Source organism: Streptomyces sp. STR69 (genome assembly GCF_024519455.1).
Lineage (GTDB): Bacteria > Actinomycetota > Actinomycetes > Streptomycetales > Streptomycetaceae > Streptomyces.
This window is the reverse complement of record NZ_JALJRY010000010.1, coordinates 161,979-183,119: the sequence shown is the minus strand read 5'-3', so window position 1 is coordinate 183,119 and position 21,141 is coordinate 161,979. Positions and strand designations below refer to the sequence as shown.

At 71.2% G+C, this 21,141-nt stretch carries 17 protein-coding genes; 9 read left to right on the top strand and 8 right to left on the bottom strand.

Annotation, left to right across the window (positions count from 1 at the left end):
* Positions 1 to 5: 5 nt before the first annotated feature.
* The 6 genes from OC490_RS20470 to OC490_RS20445 all read right to left on the bottom strand — a co-directional run bounded on the left by OC490_RS20470 (position 6) and on the right by OC490_RS20445 (position 5,676).
* A complete protein-coding gene (locus OC490_RS20470) occupies positions 6 to 1,196 on the bottom strand; it encodes a cytochrome P450 (protein ID WP_262059407.1) in 1,191 nt (396 codons plus the stop codon).
* Positions 1,193 to 1,960, bottom strand: coding sequence for a (4Fe-4S)-binding protein (locus tag OC490_RS20465; protein WP_262059406.1), 768 nt, complete (start codon positions 1,958 to 1,960; stop codon positions 1,193 to 1,195). The genes OC490_RS20470 and OC490_RS20465 overlap by 4 nt, the downstream gene beginning before the upstream one ends.
* A gap of 48 nt (positions 1,961 to 2,008) precedes the next feature.
* The gene (locus OC490_RS20460; protein WP_262059405.1) at positions 2,009 to 3,004 is read right to left on the bottom strand and encodes a 3-oxoacyl-ACP synthase III family protein; all 996 of its coding nucleotides are present in this window, start codon (positions 3,002 to 3,004) and stop codon (positions 2,009 to 2,011) included.
* A gap of 25 nt (positions 3,005 to 3,029) precedes the next feature.
* The gene (locus OC490_RS20455) at positions 3,030 to 4,265 is read right to left on the bottom strand and encodes a beta-ketoacyl-[acyl-carrier-protein] synthase family protein (RefSeq protein ID WP_262059524.1); all 1,236 of its coding nucleotides are present in this window, start codon (positions 4,263 to 4,265) and stop codon (positions 3,030 to 3,032) included.
* Positions 4,265 to 4,498 (bottom strand): acyl carrier protein, encoded by a 234-nt coding sequence (locus OC490_RS20450; RefSeq protein WP_262059404.1) that lies wholly within the window; start codon positions 4,496 to 4,498, stop codon positions 4,265 to 4,267. Before OC490_RS20450 ends, OC490_RS20455 begins: the two co-directional genes overlap by 1 nt.
* 122 nt (positions 4,499 to 4,620) lie before the next feature.
* Entirely contained in the window at positions 4,621 to 5,676 is a 1,056-nt protein-coding gene (locus tag OC490_RS20445; protein ID WP_262059403.1) for a beta-ketoacyl-ACP synthase III, read from the bottom strand.
* Between the two features lie 278 nt (positions 5,677 to 5,954).
* Between OC490_RS20445 and OC490_RS20440 the strand changes: the two genes are divergently transcribed.
* A complete protein-coding gene (locus OC490_RS20440; protein ID WP_262059402.1) occupies positions 5,955 to 6,293 on the top strand; it encodes an antibiotic biosynthesis monooxygenase family protein in 339 nt (112 codons plus the stop codon).
* Between the two features lie 18 nt (positions 6,294 to 6,311).
* On the opposite strand, the gene OC490_RS20435 is transcribed toward OC490_RS20440, so the two are convergent.
* Positions 6,312 to 7,859, bottom strand: coding sequence for a PH domain-containing protein (locus tag OC490_RS20435; protein WP_262059401.1), 1,548 nt, complete (start codon positions 7,857 to 7,859; stop codon positions 6,312 to 6,314).
* Positions 7,860 to 8,209: 350 nt separating this feature from the next.
* Between OC490_RS20435 and pstC the strand changes: the two genes are divergently transcribed.
* The 8 genes from pstC (at position 8,210) to OC490_RS20395 (ending at position 20,398) form a co-directional block, all read left to right on the top strand.
* Entirely contained in the window at positions 8,210 to 9,193 is a 984-nt protein-coding gene (gene pstC / locus OC490_RS20430) for a phosphate ABC transporter permease subunit PstC (RefSeq protein ID WP_262059400.1), read from the top strand.
* Between the two features lies 1 nt (position 9,194).
* Positions 9,195 to 10,853, top strand: coding sequence for a phosphate ABC transporter permease PstA (pstA, locus tag OC490_RS20425; RefSeq protein WP_262059399.1), 1,659 nt, complete (start codon positions 9,195 to 9,197; stop codon positions 10,851 to 10,853).
* The gene (locus tag OC490_RS20420; RefSeq protein ID WP_262059398.1) at positions 10,853 to 12,559 is read left to right on the top strand and encodes a phosphate ABC transporter substrate-binding protein PstS; all 1,707 of its coding nucleotides are present in this window, start codon (positions 10,853 to 10,855) and stop codon (positions 12,557 to 12,559) included. The genes pstA and OC490_RS20420 overlap by 1 nt, the downstream gene beginning before the upstream one ends.
* Positions 12,556 to 15,273, top strand: a complete 2,718-nt coding sequence (locus OC490_RS20415; RefSeq protein WP_262059397.1) for a hypothetical protein — start codon at positions 12,556 to 12,558, stop codon at positions 15,271 to 15,273. The genes OC490_RS20420 and OC490_RS20415 overlap by 4 nt, the downstream gene beginning before the upstream one ends.
* A 159-nt stretch (positions 15,274 to 15,432) precedes the next feature.
* Positions 15,433 to 17,427 carry an Ig-like domain repeat protein gene (locus OC490_RS20410; RefSeq protein ID WP_262059396.1) on the top strand — a complete coding sequence of 665 codons (1,995 nt, stop codon included), beginning with the start codon at positions 15,433 to 15,435 and terminating at the stop codon, positions 17,425 to 17,427.
* Positions 17,428 to 17,512: 85 nt separating this feature from the next.
* Positions 17,513 to 18,448 carry a sortase gene (locus OC490_RS20405; protein ID WP_262059395.1) on the top strand — a complete coding sequence of 312 codons (936 nt, stop codon included), beginning with the start codon at positions 17,513 to 17,515 and terminating at the stop codon, positions 18,446 to 18,448.
* A 16-nt stretch (positions 18,449 to 18,464) separates the two neighbouring features.
* Complete coding sequence (locus OC490_RS20400; RefSeq protein WP_262059394.1) at positions 18,465 to 19,289, top strand: phosphate ABC transporter ATP-binding protein; 825 nt, start codon at positions 18,465 to 18,467, stop codon at positions 19,287 to 19,289.
* A gap of 251 nt (positions 19,290 to 19,540) precedes the next feature.
* Entirely contained in the window at positions 19,541 to 20,398 is an 858-nt protein-coding gene (locus OC490_RS20395) for a calcium-binding protein (protein ID WP_262059393.1), read from the top strand.
* 28 nt (positions 20,399 to 20,426) lie between these two features.
* Here OC490_RS20395 and OC490_RS20390 read toward each other — a convergent pair whose 3' ends face one another.
* Positions 20,427 to 20,954 (bottom strand): hypothetical protein, encoded by a 528-nt coding sequence (locus OC490_RS20390; RefSeq protein WP_262059392.1) that lies wholly within the window; start codon positions 20,952 to 20,954, stop codon positions 20,427 to 20,429.
* Between the last annotated feature and the right edge of the window lie 187 nt (positions 20,955 to 21,141).

The following is a 21,141-nucleotide window of genomic DNA, read 5'->3' as shown; positions in this document are numbered from 1 at the left end:
CGCCGCTACCAGGTCACCGGGAGCGCGCGCAGCCCGTACACGATGTTGTCCTGGTTGTAGGCGAGTTGGTCGGCGGGGACGGCGAGGCGCAGGCCGGGCAGGCGGCGGAGCAGGGTGGTGAGGACGATCTGGAGTTCCACGCGGGCCAGGGTCTGCCCCAGGCACTGGTGGATGCCGTAGCCGAAGGCGACATGGCGGCGGGCGTCCCGGGTGAGGTCCAAGTCGTCCCCGTCACCGAAGAGTTGGCGGTCCCGGTTGGCCGTGGACAGCATGCAGATCACGCCGTCCCCGGCCGGGATCGTCACCCCGCCCACCCGCACGGTCTCGGTCGCCGCGCGCCCCAGGCCCAGGTGGATGATCGTGAGGTGGCGCAGCAGTTCCTCCACGGCGCCTCGGACCAGGTCCGGTTCCGCGCGCAACAAGTCCGACTGGTCCGGGCGTTGGAGCAGAGCGAGCACACTGACGGCCGTCATGTTCGCGGTGGACTCGTGCCCGGTGACGAGCAGGAGGAAGCCGAGTGACGCCGTCTCCTGGTCGGTCAGGTCCTCGCGGGCGGCGAGCCGGCTGAGGATGTCGTCGGCGGGACGGCTGCGCTTGCGCTCGGCCAATTCTGCCAAGTAGCCCATGAGTTGGGCGTGTGCCCGCTCCGCCTCCGGTCGGGTGGTGCGGTTGTCGAGGAGAGTGCGGCTGAGCGACTGGAACAGCTCGTGGTCCTCGTACGGCACCCCGAGCATCAGACAGATGACCAGCGAGGGGATCGGCAGCGCGAAGTCCGCCACCAGGTCGGCGGAGGTGCGGCCGTCGGTCATGCGGTCCACGGCCCGGTCGACGATGTCCTGGATGCCCGGGCGCAGTTCCTCGATCCGCCTGACCAGGAAGTCCTTGCTGACCATCCGGCGCAGCCTGGCGTGCTCGGGGTCGTCCATGCGGATGAAACTCGGCTTGGCGGTGGCCAGTTCACGCTGCCCGGCGGAGAGGAAGGGGAAGCCCGGTGTGCGCGCGTCGGCGCTGAAGCGGGCGTCGGCCAGCACGGCCCTGACCTCGTCGTAGCCGGTGACCAGCCAGCACGCGGTGCCGTCCGGCAGCACGGCCTGAGTGACAGCGGCCTCACGGGCGGCGTCGGTGTAGGCGGGCGGCGGAGAGAAGGGGCAACTGCCGTAGGGAGCAGGGAGGTTGATGGCGGTGACGGTCGTCATGGGAGGGTCGGCTCCTCGTCGTCGACCAGCGTGATGGCGCCGCTGGGGCACAGGTCGGCGGCGAACCGGACCTCGTCGACGTACCGCGTGTCCGGGTCCGGGACGAGCAGGGCGACCCGGCCGTCCTCCTCGGCCTGCTCGAACACCTCGGGCGCCGCGCCGACGCACTGGCCCGCGCTGCAACAGCGTTCGAGGTCCAGGAGGACGGTGAGAGCGGGCTGGGCCGTGGTGTCCGAGGGGGTGCGCAGGACATTGAGGGTCGTGCACATGGTGGCGGTCTGGCCGGTCAGGACCAGGAGTTCGACGAGTTGCTCGGGGCGAAGGGCGCGGGCCAGCCGGTCCCAAAGCCCGTCGGACAAAGGGAGGTTGGCGGTCAGCAGGTCGGCCGCCTCCAGGAGGATGCGGTCCTCGCCCGCCCAGGCGTGGGTGTCCAGGTCGGCCGCCGTCGCATCGATCTCCGTGTCCGTCAGTCCGGCGTCCGCGGCCGGGGTGCGATGCCGCCGGTGGACGTAGGGCGCGTCGAGCCGGTGGGCGACGCGCAGGACGATCAGCTCGCGTCTGCGGTGGCCGAGGGTGCCCTCGTGGGTGAGGACGCGGGCGAGGGAGAGCCAGGCGTGGGCCAGGACGGGGTGGTGGGCGAGGGTGCCGAACAGGTTCTCCCGGCCGGGCCCGTCCTGGTGGGAGTCGGCGAGCAACGACCGCAGGACCGGGGGCCATTCGGCCGGCGGGAGGGGAGGAATGCGGGGGGTGCGAGTGGTGGTCATGGTGCCTTCACGTTCGTACGGTGCCGTGGGCCAGGGGGTTGACGTGGTTCACCAGCGGCACACGACCACTCCCGCGCTGGCCCCGCTCGCGAAGCCGAACATGCCGACCAGGTCGCCGCGTCGGAGCCGTCCGGCGTCGAGGGCGGCGGCCAGTTGGAGGGGGATGGTGTTGGTCGCCACGTTGCCGTGGGTGGGAAAGGTGGCCAGGACGCGGCCCGGGTCCACACCCACCCAGTCGCAGACGACCTTGGTGAACGGCACCGAGGGCTGGTGCACACAGATGAGGTCCAGGTCGTCGCCGGTGAGGTCCAACTCCCGCAGCGCACCGCGCACTTTGCCGGGCAGCCCGTCGAACGAACCCACCAACTTGGCGGAGTCGATACGGAGATGTCCGAGTCTGCGGTGCTGCGCGTACGGGTTGGGCAGGGTCGCCGCCCGCCAGCCCCAGGAGTTGGCGAAGAACCTGGAGCCGAGGATGCCGGGCCGCTCGCCCGCCTCGACCAGCAGCGCCGAGCCCATGTCGCCGGTGCTGAGGCTGGGCAGCGCGGTCGGCAGGTCGGCCGGGTCGTCCACCTGCCAGCGGCTCTCCCGGGTGCTGACCTCGGCGGTGGTCACCAGCACCCGGCGGTACTGGCCGCCCCGGATGAACGCGTCGGCGACCTCCAGGGCGTTGAGGACTCCGTTGCAGGCGTTCTTCAGGTCGAACACCGGGCAGCCCAGGCCCAGTTTGTCGGCGACGACATGGGCGGTGGCCGGCTCCTCCATGTCGGCGAGGATGCCGGCGTAGAGGAGCAGGTCGATGTCGGCCGGATCGGTGCCGGTGTCGTCGAAGAGGCGCCGGGCCGCGTGCGCGGCCAGGTCGGAGGGCTGCTCCAGGTCGTCGGCCACGGTGCGCTCGGCCAGCCCGTACATGCGCTGGAGCACCCCGCGCGCCAGCGGCACGGCGGGGCTGCCCGCCCGGAAGCGGTCCTCCACCGCGGCCACGCTCTGCCGCCCCTCGGGGATGTGGACGGTGGCGTGAACGATCGTGCTGTGAACGGGCATTGGTCCCTCCTCGATTCGATCCGGTTCAGTGCTCGGCGGTGAAGAGCAGCACCACGTTGTGTCCGCCGAACCCGAAGGAGTGGCTGACGGCGGCCCGGACGCGCTGTCGGCGGGGGAGGCCCGTCACACAGTCCAGGTCGTAGGGGAGGTTGTCCGGGGTGAGGTTGGCGATCGGCGGCACGGTGGAGCGGTGCACGGTCAGGGCGGTGAGCGCGGCCTCGACCGCACCGGACGCGCCGAGACCGTGCCCGAGAACTCCCTTGGCGGCGGTGACACTTGGCCGGTGCGGCAGCACCCGCTCGATCAGCTCCGCCTCGGTCAGGTCGTTGAGCCGGGTCGAGGTGCCGTGCGCGTTGACGTGGTCGACGTCTCCGGGCCCGAGCCCCGCCTCCGCGAGCGCGGCCCGCAGCGCGGCCTCGGCATGAACTCCCCCTGGAGCGGGGGCCGTCGGGTGGAACGCGTCGGAGGTCTGGCCGACGCCCGCGAGCCGGGCGTAGCGCCGCTGTCCGCGGGCGCGGGCATCGGCCTCCCGTTCCAGGACGAGGACGGCGGCGCCCTCGGCGATCACGAACCCGTCCCGGTCCGCCGCGAACGGCCTTGAGGCGGCGCCGGGTTCGTCGACGCGGGAGGACAGCGCGCCCATCCGCTGGAAGCCGGAGGTGATCACCGGGGTGACGGCCGCCTCCGCGCCGCCCGCCACCGCGATGTCGCAGAGCCCGGCGAGCAGCAGGGCGCGGGCGGTGGCCAGGGCGCTGGCCCCGGAGGCGCAGGCCGTCTCGGTCGCCAGGGAGGGTCCGTGGGCGCCGAGGTCCAACAGCACTTCTCCGGCGGCCATGTTGGAGATCAGCATCGGCACGAGCGCGGGCGACACCAGCTCCGGGCCGCCCTGGTGGTGGCGGAGGGTCTGGTCCTCCAGGTGGGCGGCCCCGGCAAGACCCGAGCCGATCACCACGGCGACCCGGGCGCCGTCCCACCCGGCGGGGTCGAGCCCGGCGTCGGCGACCGCCTCCCGCGCGGCGAGCACGGCCAACTGGCTGAAGCGGCCCATGCGCCAGGCCTTGCCGCCGCCGATCCGGGCCTGTTCCGGGGTCATGAGCGGGATACGGCAGGACAGGTCGACGGCGCAGCCCTTGAGTTCGGGGTCGGTCGCGGCGGTGGAACGACCGCTGAGGACCCCCTCCCAGGTCGCCGCGCTGCCGACCCCGGCCGGGGTGATGAGCCCCAGGCCGGTGACGGAGACGGGTGCGCAGGGTGCTTTCATCACGCCCGCTTGGCGTTCAGCGTGGCGACGAGCTCACCCACGGTGCTGTGCCGGGCGGCCTCTTCCTCCGCGACCGGAACCCCCAGCTCCTCCTGGAGCGCCAGGGCGAGTTCGGCCAGCGCGAGCGAGTCGAGATCGAGGCTCTCCAAGGTGGCCTCCGGGCGGATGGACTCGGGGCTGACCTCGAACTTCTGGGTGAGTACGGCGGTCACGGCGGTCTGCACGGGGGACATGGCGTTCCTTTCGAGGGATGAACGGAGCAGCACGATCGGGGCGCTTGACCTGTTTCGCGGTACGCGGACAGCAAGCACCGGCGGACGGGTTACAGCGGGGCCGCCCGCGAACGGGCGAGTTCTCAGGCGACCGGCATCGGCACGGCCGACAGCTCCGGCCAGACCAGGGCCGCCGAGCCCCAGGTGAGCCCGGCGCCGAAGGCTGTGAGCAACACCCTTTGTCCGGCGTGGAGTTCACCCCGTGCGGCGGCGTCGGCCAGGGCCAGCGGGATGGAGGCTGCGCCGGTGTTGCCGACCCGGGCGATGTTGGTGACATGCCGGTCGTCGGGTACGGGGACGCGGGCTCCCACGGCGGACAGGATCCGGGCGTTGGCCTGGTGGGCGCAGAACCGGTCGATGTCCTCGGCCGCCCAGTCCGCGCGCTTGAGCACGGTGTGGGCGGACTGCGTCATACGGGTCACCGCATGCTGGAACACGTCGTGTCCCCGCATGCGGAAGTAGCGGTCGTCCGGGCCGAATTCACCCGGGCGGGCGCGTTCCAGCGCGCCGCCACCCGGCACCTGGATCAGGCCCTCGCCCGAGCCGTCGCTGCCGAGGTCGAGGGCCAGCACCGCGCCCGGCTCGTCCGGTGCGCCGCGCCGCAGTACGGCCGCCCCGGCACCGTCACCGAACAGGATTCCGGCGGAACGGTCCTGCGGATCGAGGAGCGTCGAGTACACCTCGGCCGCGACCAGCAGGACCCGGTCGGCACACCCCGAGGTCAGGGCGCCGACGGCGGCGGCGAGGCCGTAGACGAATCCGCTGCACGCGGCGGACACGTCCCAGGCGGCCGGTCCGCCGAGGCCGAGGCGGGTGGCCAGTCGGGGTGCCATCGCGGGCATCGGCCGGTCGGGGGTGGAGGTGGCGACGATGACGGCGTCGACCGATGACCGGCCGACCGCCGAGAGTGCCCGGTCGGCCGCCTCCAGCGCGAGGTCGCCGGTGGTCACCCCCGGTGCCGCGCGCCGCCGTTCGCCGATGCCGGTGCGTCTGCGCACCCAGGTGTCGTCGACACCCCACGCGGCGGGCAGGGCGTCGTTCGCCACCACGTCCGGGGGGACGAAACCGGCGATGCCCTCAAGGACGGCCGTCCGCGACGGCGTCAAGAGGGGGGCTGCGCTGGGCAGTCGGTGGGTCACACACGCCTCGTTCGTAAGTGATCTTGGACGAGCGAGCACGACTGTAGATCGGATCAAGATCGGGCCGGGAACGTGACACGGCTCGAACACGCAAGCCAAAATGCCCTCCCCACCAGCAAAAACGCAGCTCAGCGACCGAAGTGAGGAAACGTTACGTCCGTTATGTCGTCCACGGATCACCCGAAAGAGGACGGCCGGTGACGGCCGTTCGGCACACAACCGCCCCGGAGGACACGCCAGTTCACCGGGTCGGGTGACGGCGCTGGGACAATGGGCCCATGAGCATCGTCAAGATCAACGTACTCACCGTCCCCGAGGAGCAGCGCGAGACGCTGGAGAAGCGGTTCGCGAACCGCGCCGGGACGGTGGACGGCTCGGACGGCTTCGAGTGGTTCGAACTGCTCCGGCCCGTCGAGGGCACCGACACCTACCTCGTCTACACCCGCTGGCGCGCCGAGGAGGACTTCCAGAAGTGGATGTCCGGCATGGGCCAGGCCGCCCACCGCGGCACGCCCCAGGACGGATCCGCGCAGGGCGAGCGCCCGAAGCCCGCCGCGACGGACGCCACGCTGTGGACCTTCGAGGTGGTCCAGCAGGCCGGACCCAAGCAGGACTGAGGCCTACGCCCCGGCGCCCTACGACACCTCTCGCACCGCCGCCAGTTCGTGCAGGACGCGGGTCAGGTCGTCCGGTGCCGCCGCGAGGCGGACCGGGCGGCCCCCGTCGTCGAGTTCGGCGATGTGCCAGTCGCCAGGGACGGTGTCACCGTCGCCGCCCCGGGCCCGTCGTACGGCCTTGACGGTGAGCCGTTCCACCGGAATCCGGCGGGCCGCGAACCGGCCAGGACCCGGGGTCACCGCGGGCGGCCCGTCACCGAGGGCGATATGGGTGCCGAAGCCGTGCGGGTTGTAGTCGGTGTGTTCGAGGAAGCGGGCGGACACGAACACCTCCCCGTCCAACTCGGGGAGTTCTACGGCCGGTTCGACCCCGTCGACCGGGAGGGCCGGGCGGATCCGGGTCTCGCGCCAGGCCCAGGTCAGCAGCGCGGCCGAGCCGAGCGTGCCCGCCGTCAGCCAGCCGATCGTGGTGGGTGAGGCGAGCAGGGTCGTGGGGTGGAGATAGCAGAGCGGCACCAGCCACAGGGCCGTACCGGCGAGGGCGAACCCGAACGGCAGGGCGGAGGGCAGGACTTCGTCGTCGGGCAGTCGGCGTCCGCGCACCCGCTGCACGGTCAGCGCACCGGGGTAGCCCGCGGCGAGGACGGCGAGGGCCGACATGACGGCCAGGGTGCCGGCGTTCGGGACGTGCCGGTGCCAGACGTACCGTGAGCCGGTGACGGCCCTCACCTCGCCACGCCAGAACGTCAGTTGGACCTTGTCACCCGCGTGGAAACCGTCGGCGGCCTCGACCGGGACCTCAAGACGTCTGAACGGCCGGTCGTCGGTGAAGTACACCCAGCTGGACTTCTTGGGCCGGTTGGGGTCGGTCCGCGCGATCACGGCCGACGTGTAGGTCAGACACTCCCGGCGCTGTGCGGCCGGGGTCGCGGTGGTGCACGGGACGGCCGCGCGCCACGCCCGCTGGTCGGCCGCGGTGTCCGACACGAACGCGGCGGCCACGCCCGCGCCCACCAGCAGCACCGCGCACCACAGGACCGCCGCCCCCGCCCAGCCGCGCCCGGCGGTGCGGTCCGAGACGACGGGGACGGCCGCCGACTCCGGTACCCCGGTTCCGTGACGCTGGTGCAGCGCGCGAAGAGCGGCCAACTGCTCCTGGAACAAGTCGAGTTCATACGGTCCGGTCGCGACCGGCAGCGGCAGCGTCCGACGTCGCCCGTCCCGCAGCAGCACACCGACACGACGGATCTGCCCGCCCCGCGAGCCGCTCCTGCGCCTCAGCCGTATCCGCAGCTCGGCGACCTCGGGCCAGGGCACGCTCCAGCGGCGCAGCAGAGTCCAGGAGCGCAGCCCGCGCGCGTCGGCACTCACCCGGGCGGTGACCAGGTACAGCGACACGAGACCGATGACCGCGAACGACCCGCCGACGACCAGCCACAACACACTCGGTCCGCGATACGCCGTCCACACCGCCGACGCCCCCGAGCCCGCCGCCGCGAACGCCACGGACAGCCACAGGGCGCGGCGTGGGCGGGCACGGCAGTGCACTTCGTGGACGTCGGTCATGGCCCCAACTCTGCCCCGGCCCGCGCGGCAAGCGCTTGTGCGCTCTCCGGCAGTGTTCCGGCCCGCCAGGTTGCCCGGCGGAAGCAAGATGCCCGACGGCCCCCAGGAGTGCTCTCGTCGGCGCCTCCTCCACAGCAGCCCCACTGAAGTGACATGACCCGTTCACTAATCCTCCACATACGAAGCTCTGCGCCGAAAGAATCCGGCCATTGACTCACTTCGCGCGGCATCCACCCGGAAGTCGCGAAGCGCCTCGTTTCGCTTCGTCCCGTTTCGTCTCGTTTCCTTAGGTGGGGGGACACGTGCTGTCCGCGCAGAAGGGCTCCGGCAGAAAGGAGCCCCACAGACCCGTGCTCGATCCGCCGCCCAGGCGGCCACAGGCCGCTCGCGGGCTCGGCGACCGGGTGTTCCGTTACCAGTTGACTGCCACCGGGATCGTCGTCCTCGGCATCATGGCCGCCGTAGGACTGTTCCTGCTGCTGAGGGCCACCCAGGCGCTGCGCGCCACCGGCCCCTCGTTCCTGACGACGGCCCAATGGCAGCCGGACGTCCACAGGTTCGGCATCGCGGCCGTGCTCACCGGCACCCTGCTGATCGCCGCCGTAGCGGTCACGATCTCCGTACCCCTGGCCGTCGGCACGGCCCTGTTCATCTCCGACGTGGCCCCGCGCGGCCTGCGCCGCACCCTGGTGAGCCTGGTGGACCTGATGGCGGCGGTCCCGTCCGTCGTCTACGGCCTCTGGGGCCTCTTCTTCCTCCAGGCACATGTGATCGGGCTGTCGCGCTGGCTGTCCGACTGGTTCGGCTGGATCCCCCTGTTCAAGGTCGACGGCACCCACCCGGGCGATCCACTCGCCTCCGCGAGCGTCTACACCGCGTCGGCGTTCGTCGCCGGGATCGTCGTCGCGCTGATGGTGGCGCCCATCCAGTGCTCGGTGATGCGCGAGGTCTTCGCCCAGGCACCGGCCGGCGAACGCGAGGGCGCCTACGCGCTAGGCGCCACCCGCTGGGGCATGATCCGCGCGGTCGTCCTGCCCTACGGCAAGGGCGGCATGATCGGCGGCACGATGCTGGGGCTCGGCCGGGCGATGGGCGAGACGATCGCCGTCTACATGATCATCTCGCCGGTCTTCGTGATCCAGCCGCACATCCTGCAGACCGGCTCCAACTCGGTCTCCTCCCTCATCGCCCTGCACTACGGCGACGCCTCCTCCTTCGGCATGTCGGCGCTGATGGCGGCGGGCCTGGCGCTGTTCCTGCTCACCCTGGCGGTCAACTTCACCGCCTCCACGATCGCGGCCCGCTCGCGGTCCGGCGCGCAGAGCGAGGCATGAGATGACGGTCGTAGAAGAGGCAGTGGTGGCGCCGGAGTTGGAAGCTCCCGTCGCCCAACTCCCGGACGTACCGCGACGGATCGGCGGCCCCACCCGCTCCGGGGTGCTGGCGCTGTGCGGGGCGGCGGTGTCCGGCCTGTGCGTGAGCGTGCTGCTGTTCGGTGAACTGGCCCCGTTCTCCGGGGCGTTGGGCTTCACCGTCACCTGGTACGTGGTCTTCCTCGTCGTGTACGGCGTGCTCACCGGCCTGGAGGAGAACGGGCAGGCGGTACGGGACCGGGTGATGACGGTGGTGCTGTGGACGGCGGCGGGCCTGCTGTTCTCCGCACTCGCTCTGGTCGTCGGCTTCACCCTCTGGCGGGGCCGCGAGGCGCTCACGTACCTCAACTTCTTCCACCAGGACATGCAGGCGGCGGGCCCGCTGGACCCTCTCGGCGTAGGCGGTATCGCCCACGCGATGGTCGGCACCCTGCTGATGATCACCATCGCGCTGCTGATCACCGTCCCGCTGGGGCTGGCCTGTGCGGTGTACCTCAACCAGATCCCCGGCAGGTTCTCCCGCTTCGTCCGCACCATCGTCGAGGCGATGACCGCACTGCCGTCCATCGTGGCCGGCCTCATGGTCTACGCCGTCTGGGTCCTCCAACTAGGCATGGAGAAGTCGGGACTTGCGGCAGGCTTCGCGATCAGCGTGATGATGCTGCCGATCGTGATCCGGGCGGCGGACGTGGTCCTACGCCTCGTCCCCGGCACGCTCACCGAGGCGGCGGAGGCGCTGGGCGCACCGCGCTGGCGCACGGTCTGGCACGTGGTCCTGCCGACCGCGCGCTCGGGACTCGCCACGGCGGTCATCCTCGGCACGGCCCGCGGCATCGGCGAGACGTCCCCGGTCCTGCTCACGGCGGGCTTCACAGCCGCCACCAACTACGACCCGCTGCACGGCCCGATGATCTCCCTCCCCCTCGCGGTCTTCAGCTTCGTCCGCTCCCCCGAACCGGCGATGATCGCCCGCGGGTTCGGGGCGGCGGCGGTGCTGATGGCCCTGGTCCTGGTGCTCTTCGTGATCGCCCGCGTGATCGGCGGCCGAGGCCCGGGCCAGCAGACCCGCAGCCAGGCCCGCCGCACGGCCCGCGCCTCCCGCCGCGACGCGGCCCGTTTCGACGAACTCCGGGGCCCAGGACTGTCGTTGTTCAACACCCATCCCCATGAATCATCGGCAACCACCCCCACCCATCCGTACGAACCACCCACACCCGCGGACGGCGAGCCCACCCCACAGGAGCCACCCGCACCCGACAACACGACCGCCACCCACAGCGCACGCAGTAACGGCGAAGCCGACACGGAGAGCGCACACGAAAGCCACGAACCACCCGCAGCCACCCCCACCGCCCCCCAACCACCCGCACCCTCCGACGGCGAACCCGCCCCACAAGGGCCACCCGCACCCGGCAACGAGACCGCCACCCACAGCGCACGCAGTGACGGCGAAGCCGACACGGAGAGCGCGCGCGGAGGCCACGAACCACCCGCAGCCGCCGACGGCGAACCCGCCCCACAGGGGCCACCCGCACCCGACGACACGACTGTCACGGGTGGTGCGGGTGGGAACGAAAACCCCGCCACCCACCCGCCCGCGCCCGGAGAGACGACCGACTGATGCCCAGCCACCTCACCGCCCCTCTCCGCCGCCTACGGGCACTGGGAACCCTCGCCGCGATCATGACCGCCCTCACCGCCCTACTGGCAGGGCCACTCGCCGGACCGGCCGCCGCCGACAGCTACACCCCCATCGCCGGCGCCGGCTCCACCTGGGCGGAGAACGCCGTCGACGAGTGGCGCCGCGCGGTCAACCAGTACGGCATGCGGATCAGTTACGCCGGTACGGGTTCCTCCGACGGACGGCGCCAATTCCTCAGCGGGACCGTCGACTTCGCGGTGTCTGACATCCCGTTCCAGACCCACCCCACCGACGGCAGCGCGGCGGAACGCCCCGGCTCGGGGTCGTACGCCTACATGCCGATCGTGGCCGGCGGCACGGTGTTCATGTACCACCTGACCGTCAACGGCAAGCGGGTCACCAATCTCCGCCTCTCCGGCGCCGTCGTCACCAAGATCTTCACCGGCGCGATCAAGACCTGGGACGACCCGGTGATCAAGGCCGACAACCCGGGGCTCCAGCTCCCGCACCGCACGATCGTGCCGGTGGTCCGCTCCGACGGCTCGGGCTCCACCGCCCAGTTCACGATGTGGATGGCCGCCCAGCACAAGTCGCTGTGGAACGCGTACTGCGCGAAGGTCGGCCGCTCGGGCGCCTGCGGGCAGACCTCGTACTACCCGACCGTCTCCGGCATGATCGCCCAGTCCGGCGACCTCGGCGTGGCCGGCTACATCGCCCAGAACTACGGCGAGGGCGCGATCGGTTACGTCAACTACTCCTACGCCCTCAACGCGCACTATCCGGTCGCCAAGGTCCTCAACCACGCGGGCTACTACACCGAACCGACCCCGAAGAACGTCGCCGTCTCGCTCCTCAAGGCGAAGATCAACACGAACAGGTCGTCGGCCGACTACCTCACCCAGCAGCTCAACGGCGTCTACAACGACACCGACCGGCGCAACTACCCACTCTCCAGCTACTCGTACATGATCCTGCCGCTGAAGGTGCAGGGCACGTTCACGAAGGACAAGGGCAAGACGCTGGGCGCCTTCTCCTACTACTTCATGTGCCAGGGCCAGCAACAGGCGCCCTCGCTCGGCTACTCACCCCTCCCGATCAACCTGGTGAAGGCGGGCTTCGACCAGATCCGCCGTATCCCGGGTGTGCGGACGCAGAACATCAACATCAAGAACTGCAACAACCCGACCTTCACCACCGACGGCCGCAACAAGCTCGCGGAGACCGCGCCGTATCCGTCGGCCTGCGACAAGCAGGGCGCGACGGCCTGCACGACGGGCAGCGGCGGCGCCAAGTCGTCCACCGGCAACGGGAGTTCGGGCGGCACCAGCACGTCCGGCGGCACCACGGGCGGCACCGCCACCGGCACGACCACCGGCGACACGACGAGCGGCGGCACCTCCGCGCAACCCTCCGTGGACCCGGACACCGGCCAGGCCCTGGCCTCCGGCGGAACCGGCACCGGTGCCGGCGGCACAGGCACCGGCACGGCGGCAGTCGCGGCGGACGGCACGGTCGCCCTCGCCCAGCCGGTCGCGGTCTCCACGGAACACGGCTGGACCACCACCCAGACCCTGATGCTGCTGGCGGCCGTCCTGATCCTGGGCCTCCTCCTGCTCCCGTCGATCGCCTCCCGCCTGATCACGGCCCGAACCAACGACCGCCAGGACGAGGGGAGTTCGCGATGACGAGGACACCCGAAGACCGGCACCCGCCGACGGCGAGCACGCCGAGCGGGGGCCACCCGCACCCGACGACGAAAGCCGCACGGGCGGTGCGGGTGGGAAACACATCGGGGCCGAAGGCGAAGCCGAGGCTGTTGCTCCGCCTCATCGCCGGCGCAGCCATCGGCGCCCTCGTCGGTCTCGCCGTAGGACAGTCCGCCCCGCCCGCCACAGCCGCGGCGGCAAGCTCCGCGGTCACCGTCTCCGGCCGCGGCGAGTTCAAGGACATGAAGTTCACCGTCGACCAGACGACCCACCTCACCAGCCAGGCGGTGACGGTGAGTTGGACGGGCGGCACACCCACCACCTTCGCGGGCACCCTCTTCAACACCGACTACGTGCAGATCATGCAGTGCTGGGGCGACGACGACGGCACGGTCCCCGCCAACCCCGGCCCGTCGCGCACCCAGTGCCAGTACGGCGCCTCCCCGACCACCGACCGGAGCAGCTGGCCGGGCAACGGCCAGGACGACACCCGGCAGATCTTCTACAGCGCCGACCCCACCAACTACGGCCAGGACAACCGGTACGGCGCCGCCAACCCGAACGCCCCCGGTGAGGTCCCCTTCAAGTCGGTGGACGGCACGACGATCACCACCAACACCCAGAACAACAAGTTCTTCAGCCGTAACACCACCAACGAGGTCGACTTCGCCCGCACCGGCGCCGACGGCACCGGCAAGGAGTTCTTCGAGGTCCAGACGGCCAACGAGGCACCCCATCTCGGCTGCGGCGTGCCCGTCACCACCAACGGCGTCACCAAGCCCCGTTCCTGCTGGCTGGTGATCGTCCCGCAGGGTCATCTTGACCTGGACGGCAAGCCGTACGCGGACCAGAGCCAGGTCAACGCCGGCTCCCCGGTCTCCTCCACCAACTGGCACAACCGGGTCGCGATAAAGCTGGACTTCAACAGCGTGGGCACCAACTGCCCCCTTGGCGCCGACGAACGCCCCACCACCGGCAGTGAGTTGGTGGCGGACGCGATGACCAGCTGGCAGGCCGAACTCTGCTCGGTCGGCAAGGTGTACAGCTACACCGAGTTCGGCGAACCCGACACCCGGTCCCGGCTGATCGCGGACGGTTCGACGGGTCTCGCGTTCACCACCCGGAGACTCGGGGCCGACACGGGCACGACAGCGCCATCGGACACGACGACGTACGCGCCGGTCGTCCTCTCCGGAGCCGTCATCGGGTTCACGATCGAACGCAGATCCTCGTCCGGGGCACCGCCGTCCGAGGAGAAACTAGACGGCACCAAGGTCGAGTCCATCAAGCTGAACGCCCGCCTGGTCGCCAAGCTGCTCACCGAGTCGTACCGCAGCTCCACCTGGGGTTCGGTCATCAGCGGTACGGCGGTCAAGGGGTACGGCTGGGCGCGGAAGAACCCGTCCGGGCTCGCCACGGACCCCGAATTCATCGCGCTGAACCCGGAGTTCGCCTACCTGTCGGTCGCCGAGACCCCCGCCACCGACACCGACCTGCTGACCTCGCTCGGCCACTCCGACTCCGCCCGTGCGATCTGGCAGTGGATCCTCGCCGACCTGGACGCCCGGCAGTTCCTCGCCGGTGTCCCCGACGACGACGGGATGCGGGTCAACCCGTACTACAGCACCAACGCGGACCTGAACCCGATCGGCACCGCCTTCGACCCGTCGAGCACCGACGACTACCCGAAGAGCGACCCGTGGTGCACGATCCCGCCGGGCTCGGGCGCGCCCGCGACGAACAAGCAGTGCATGATCGACTTCCACCCCTATGTGGAGGACATGCACGCCGGCGCCCTGCACGCCCGCCGCGCGGACACCCTGTGGAAGTCCACCTGGGACCCGCTGGCCACCCCGCCGGCGTACAAGAACTCCGGCCCGCAGATCGTCGGTTCGCGCTTCGTCATCACGATCACGGACGCGGCCTCCGCAGCCCGCTACGGCCTGCAGACCGCCCTGCTGAAGAACAGCGCGGGCACGTACGTGGCCCCGACCACGGCCGCCCTGACCGCGGCGGCGACGACCGCCACCGGCTCCGGCGTCCCCGAGGTCACCCCGGCGAACGCCACGGCGAAGGGCGCCTATCCGCTGACCGAGCTGGTGTACGCGGCGGTGCGGCCCGGCAAGGTGAGCAAGGCCGCCCGCCAGGACTACGCGGCGCTGCTGCGGTACGCCTCCGGCGCCGGCCAGACCCAGGGGGCCGATCCGGGCAGGCTTCCCTACGGCTACGCCCCGCTCACCGTGAAGCTGCGTGCCCAGGCCGGCAAGGCGGCCGACGCGCTCATCGCCTACACCGCTCCGAAGTCCACGGGTGGGGGCGGCTCGGCCGCCGGGGGTACCTCCGCCTCGGGCAGCGGTGCGGGTGGCTCCGCCGGTGGCAGCGGTGGTACGGCGGGCGGCGCGGGTACGGGTGCCGGTGCCGGTGGCGTCGGCGCGAGTGTCTCGCCAAGTGCGTCGGCGTCGTACGGCGGAGGTCAGGCCGTTGCGACCACGGCGGCGGGTACGACGCCTGCCGACCCTGCGAGTCCGCTGCGCTATGCGGTGCCGGTTGGTGCGGTGCTCGGTGCTGTGGCCGGGGTTGGTGCGCCGTTCGCTGGTGGTGGGCGGTTGTCAATGAGCTCCGTGCAGACGGGAGTTCGTCGGCTGCGGGCCCGTCGTGGCTGGTCGCGCCCACGCGGCGGAGCCGCAGATTGACACAGCCCCGCGCCCCTGAAGGGGCGCTGCCCCTCACGGAGTTGAGAACTCCCCATGAACGGCCGTCCGCCCCGAAAGGCAGTCGGGGCGGACGGCTCGCACCACCCTCCCAGATCCATCCGATGTCACGTCACCTCGCACACCTTCTGGAGAACCGCAATGCGCAGAATGCGCCTCTCGGCGGCCATGGTCGCCGCCGCCGTGGTGTCCGGCACGCTGGCTCTGGCGAGCCCGGCGTCCGCCGACCCCACCCCCGTCGGGACCTTCCGCCAGCTCGTCGGCGTCGGCTCGGACACAACCCAGGACGTCACCAACGCCCTGGCCGGTGACACCGTCAACGGCACCAGCTACTCCGCCACCGGCGTGAAGTCGACGAACGGCGCGGGCATCGCGTCCTACGACGCGATCGAGCCGGGCACCGGCGCCACCGGCACGAAGATCACCACCCGCACCGGCGGCACGACCTTCCTGCGCCCGAACGGCTCCGGCGCCGGCCGCACCGCCCTGAGCGAGTCGCTCACCGGCGACCTGGACTCCTCAGGTGCCTCGGTCAAGGGCCAGGTCGACTTCGCCCGCTCCTCCGGCGGTCCGTCCAGCTCCGGCACCTCGCTCACCTACATCCCGATGGCGCGTGACGCGGTCGGCGTCGCGGTCAAGGGCTCGGGCCTGGACACCCTGACCGTGAAGCAGCTGCACGACGTCTACATCGGTGCGCTGACCGTGGTGAACGGCCAGACCGTGCACCCGAAGATCCCGCAGTCCGGCTCCGGCACCCGCAAGTTCTTCCTGAACGCGATCGGCGTGGCCGACAACGACGTCCCCGTGAGCATCGGCGTCGTCCAGGAGAACCAGGCCAACGCGGCCCTCACCGAGGACGGCGCGCTCGTCCCGTTCTCCGTCGGTTCCTGGATCGCCCAGAACAACGGCGTCTCCCCCGACTACAGCAAGACGGCGGCAGCCGCCGGCGGTCACCTGGCCTCCGTGCAGCTGCCCGGCGACGACGGTGCCACCAGCCCGGTCACCACGGTGAACGGCAAGCTGGCCCCGGTCAACGCCTACTACGAGAACGCGACGTTCGGCCGTGACGTCTACAACGTCGTGCCGAGCCGGGCGATCGACCCGACCAGCATCTTCTACGACAAGGACCTGTACGACGTCTTCGTCACCAGCGGCAGCCACACCGCGCAGCTGGCGTCGGACGCCGCCGAGTCGGTCATCGCCAAGTTCGGCTTCGTCAACGAGTCCTACAACGGCTCCGTCTCCGTCGCCAAGCACGCCAAGCTCGGCGGCCTGGAGGAGTCCAGCTCCTTCGACCACTCGGTGCCGAACGCGCCCACCCTGAAGTCCACGCTCGGCGACGCGAGCCTCAAGCTCAGCTGGACCCCGAACAGCATCGTCCCGGCCATGCCGGTCACCGACTACCGGATCACGCTGACCGACGCGGACGGCGGCCTCGTCGCCACCAAGGACGTCGCGGCCTCCACCACGTCGTACTCCTTCACCGGTCTCGCCACCGGCACCTACACCGCCACGGTCACCGCCAACAACGTCAACGGCGCCGGCACCGCGGCCAGTTGGACCGGCGCGGTCAAGTACGCGAGCACCACCAAGGCGGCCACCGCCACCACCGCGTACGGCGTGACCCCGAAGGTCGCGGTCACCGTCACCGGCACGCACGGTGTGGTCCCGAGCGGCAAGGTCACCGTGAAGGACGGCTCGACGGTCGTCGGCACCGGCACGCTGAACAGCTCCGGCAAGGTCACCGTCAACGTGTCGAACCACCTCAAGGTCGCCACGCACAGCCTGACCGTCTCCTACGCCGGTGCGGCCAAGCTCAACACCTCCTCGGCGACCGTCTCCCTGAAGATCACCAAGGCGACCCCGGCGGTCTCCAAGACCGCGCCCGCCTCGATCGGCCACACCGCCCGCGCGAAGGTCACCGTCAAGGTCACCGCGACCGGCACCACGCCGACCGGCACCGTCCGCGTCTACGAGGGCAGCCGGATCATCGCGACCGGCACGCTGAGCGGCGGCAAGGTGACCCTCACCCTGCCGAGGCTGAGCCGGGGTACGCACACCCTGCACGCCTACTACGCGGGCTCGACGACGGTGAACACCAAGTCCGGCGCCAACTTCACCATCAAGTCCACCTGATCCAGGACCAGTTGACCGTGCTGCCGGGGAGACCGCATCGTCTCCCCGGCCGCCACCGACCGAACCGCGAAGGAGGCGGGCCGCCATGACCGTCGCCACCCCCGTCAGGCCCGCCCCGGCCGCGCCGCACACCCTCGTCCGGAGCGTCCGGAGCGTCCGGAACGTGCGGAGCGTCACCGCCGTCCGTCACCTCGCGCGCGGCGGTCTGTTGAGCCTCGCCGCCCTGCTGCTCGGCATCACCGCGCAGCTGCTCGTGTTCAGCGGCGCCCAGGAACACTCCGCGCAGCACGCCTTGTTCGACGAGCTGCGCGGCCAACTCGCCCTGGGCACCGCCCCGGTGTCCCAGACCGACCAGCAGGGCAGGCTCCTCGCGCCCGGCACCCCGGTGGCCCTGATCCGCGTCCCGTCCCTGGGCCTGAGCCAGGTCGTCCTGGAGGGCACCGACTCGACGGTCCTGACCGACGGCCCGGGCCACCGCCGTGACACCCCGCTGCCCGGACAGTCCGGCACCAGCGTGCTGATGGGCCGTGCGGCGGCCTACGGCGGCCCGTTCGGGCGGCTGGCCGAGCTGCGCGCGGGGGTCACGTTCAGCGTGACCACCGGCCAGGGCACGGCGAGGTACCAGGTCACCGACGTCCGCCGGGCCGGCGACCCGGCACCCGCGCCGCTCGCGGCGGGCGCGGGACGACTGGTCCTGGTCACCGCCACCGGCCCGCACTTCATGCCCTCCGGAGTCCTGCGCATCGACGCCGACCTGGTCTCGACCGCCTTCCAGACCCCGGCCGCGGTGATCCGCTCCGGCACCCTGCCGGGCTCCGAAGAACCCCTCGCCCGCCCCGAGGGCGTGCCGTGGCCCCTGGTGATGTGGTTGCAGGCGCTGCTGCTGGCCGCCGTAGCGGCCGTATGGGCGTGGCACCGCTGGGGCCGTCACCAGACGTGGATCGTCTTCGCCCCGCTCGTCGCGGTCCTGGGCCTCCAGGTCGCCACGCGCACCACCGAACTGCTGCCGAACCTGCTGTGAACCGAGGGATCCAGACATGACCGTGACCGACACCGCCGTCCTCCCCGTCGTCGACCCGACGGCCGCCCCCGCGACCCTCGAAGCCCGCGCCGTCTCGGCCTGGTTCGGCACCCACCAGGTGCTCGGCCAGGTGTCGCTGACCATGCCCGCGGGCCAGGTCAGCGCGCTCATCGGCCCGTCCGGCTGCGGCAAGTCGACGTTCCTGCGCACCCTCAACCGGATGCACGAGCTGATCCCGTCGGCGGCCTTCGGCGGCGAGGTGCTCTTCGAGGGCGAGGACATCTACGACGCCTCGTGGCGGCTGACGGACGCCCGCCGCCGTATCGGCATGGTCTTCCAGAAGCCGAACCCGTTCCCCGCGATGTCGATCTACGACAACGTGGTGGCCGGTCTGCGCCTGACCGGGACGCGGGTCGGCCGTCGCGAGAAGGACGGGCTGGTCGAGGAGTCGCTGACCCGCGCGGGCCTGTGGAAGGAGGTGCGCGACCGGCTGCGGCAGCCCGGCGGCGCACTGTCCGGCGGCCAGCAGCAGCGGCTGTGCATCGCCCGCGCGCTCGCCGTACGCCCCCGGGTGCTGCTCATGGACGAGCCGTGCTCGGCGCTCGACCCGACCTCCACCCGCCGGGTCGAGGAGACCATCCACGAACTGGCCGGGCAGGTCACCGTGGTGATCGTCACGCACAACATGCAGCAGGCCGCCCGCGTCTCCCAGCAGTGCGCGTTCTTCCTCGCCGAACAGGGCACCCCCGGCGGGATCGTGGAGGCCGGCGCCACCGACGACGTCTTCGGCTCCCCCCAGGACGAGCGGACGGCGGACTATGTGGCGGGCCGCTTCGGCTGAGCCGTGACGCGACGGGACCGGCCCGTGCCTCATAGCGATGGTTGTCATTGATCGGCGGGCCAGTTCATGAATTCGCGCTGAACCACGGCTGACGATTCACGCCGGGGCGACTCACACGCGAAACGGCGCACAACCAAGCCCTGGAGGGGCGGGTCGTACGCGGTGTCGGAATTCGAATTCCTCGGAATCCGCCAACTCCCCATACGTTTCACGGAGGTTGTGCGATGTCCACTCGTTCTGTCAGTCGCCTCATGACCCTGGCTCTCGGCACGGCCCTGGCCGCTCCGCTGCTCCTCGCCGGAACCGCGGGCGCGGCCACGGCTCCGGCCACCGCCGCGCTCGGCAACGGCGGCAACGAGGTCCTGTACACGGCCGCCGCCGGCCAGGCCAACAAGGCGGTCGTCACCGCGACGCACACGACCGGCACCGACAAGATCACCTACGTCATCGACGACGTCGTCACCATCAAGCCCGGCACCGGCTGCGCCTACCCCACCGCCGCTGACCACACCAAGGTCTCCTGCACGGTCACCACTTTCGACAGCCAGGACCCTTACCCCACCGTGCAGTTGACGCTCGGTGACGGCAACGACACCCTCACGTATCACAACAGGACGGCCCAGACGTACTACTTCGCCTCGATCGACCTGGGCGCCGGCAACGACAAGGCCACCGACGACGGCAGCGTCGACGGCAACTACGTCTCGGGCGGCACCGGCAACGACACGCTCACCCTCGGCAAGTACTCGGTGGGCTGGGGCGAGAACGGCAACGACACCATCCACGCCGGCGCCGAGACCATCGCCCAGGGCGGCAACGGAAACGACACCATCACCACCGTGGGCGCCGCGGCCGACGGCGGCGCGGGCAACGACGTCATCACCGGCGGCGCGGGCGGCCAGAGCCTGACCGGCGGCGCCGGAAACGACAGGATCAGCGGCGGCGCCGGGAACGACTTCCTCTACGGCGGCACGGGCAACGACGTCCTGTACGGCAACGCCGGCGCGGACACCCTCTACGGCAACTCCGGCAACGACACGCTGTGGGGCGGCACCGGCACGGACGTCCTGTCGGGCGGGCCGGGCCACAACTCCGTCCACCAGAACTGACGTGAACCGGCACTGACGCGAGCCGGTCTCAGGACGTGAAGGTGACCACGGCCCGGGCCGGCCAGCGGAACGCGTCGTCGAGCAGCAGGGACCGCTCGACGACGATGTCGACGGGGGTGCCGTTGGCGGCCGTCGACCGGTACTCCCAGGCGGGGCTCCGCAGGGAGGTGCCGCACAGGCCGTCCGGCAGCGCGACCTTCTCCTCGCCGTCTCCGAATTTGGTCCCGTATTTCTGGTCGAACAGGTCCTTCCCCTCCGGGAGAACGCCCGCGCGGCGCAGGTAGTCCGAAATCCGATGGCTCAGGAACGTGACCTCGACGCTGCCGTTGCGGGTGAGGTAGTGGATGTCGGAGGCGTCGGCCGGAAGGGTCGCGCCTCCGGCGTCGATCGTGTGCGGCAGCCGCAGATCGCTCCCCGCACACGCCCGGGCGTCCCCGAACGGATGGAACAGTTCGTCCCGGAAGAGCCAGGTCCCGCCGCCGCCCACCGCCGCGAGAACGACCGCACCGATCCCCAGCCACACCGGCACCCGCCGCCGCCCGGCCGCATCACTCATCAACGCCCCCTCGTCATGGTGATCGCGAGCCTCCCAAACAGCGCGCGTACACGACAACCGCATAACTCCTTTCCCACCTGTCACAGGCATGCCATACGCTGCGCATAGCAGCCGCGCCCCGCGCGTCACCGCGACTCTCATCCGCGGTCACGTCCGGGTGTTGCGCGGCGCTCTCAACTCCCGGTCT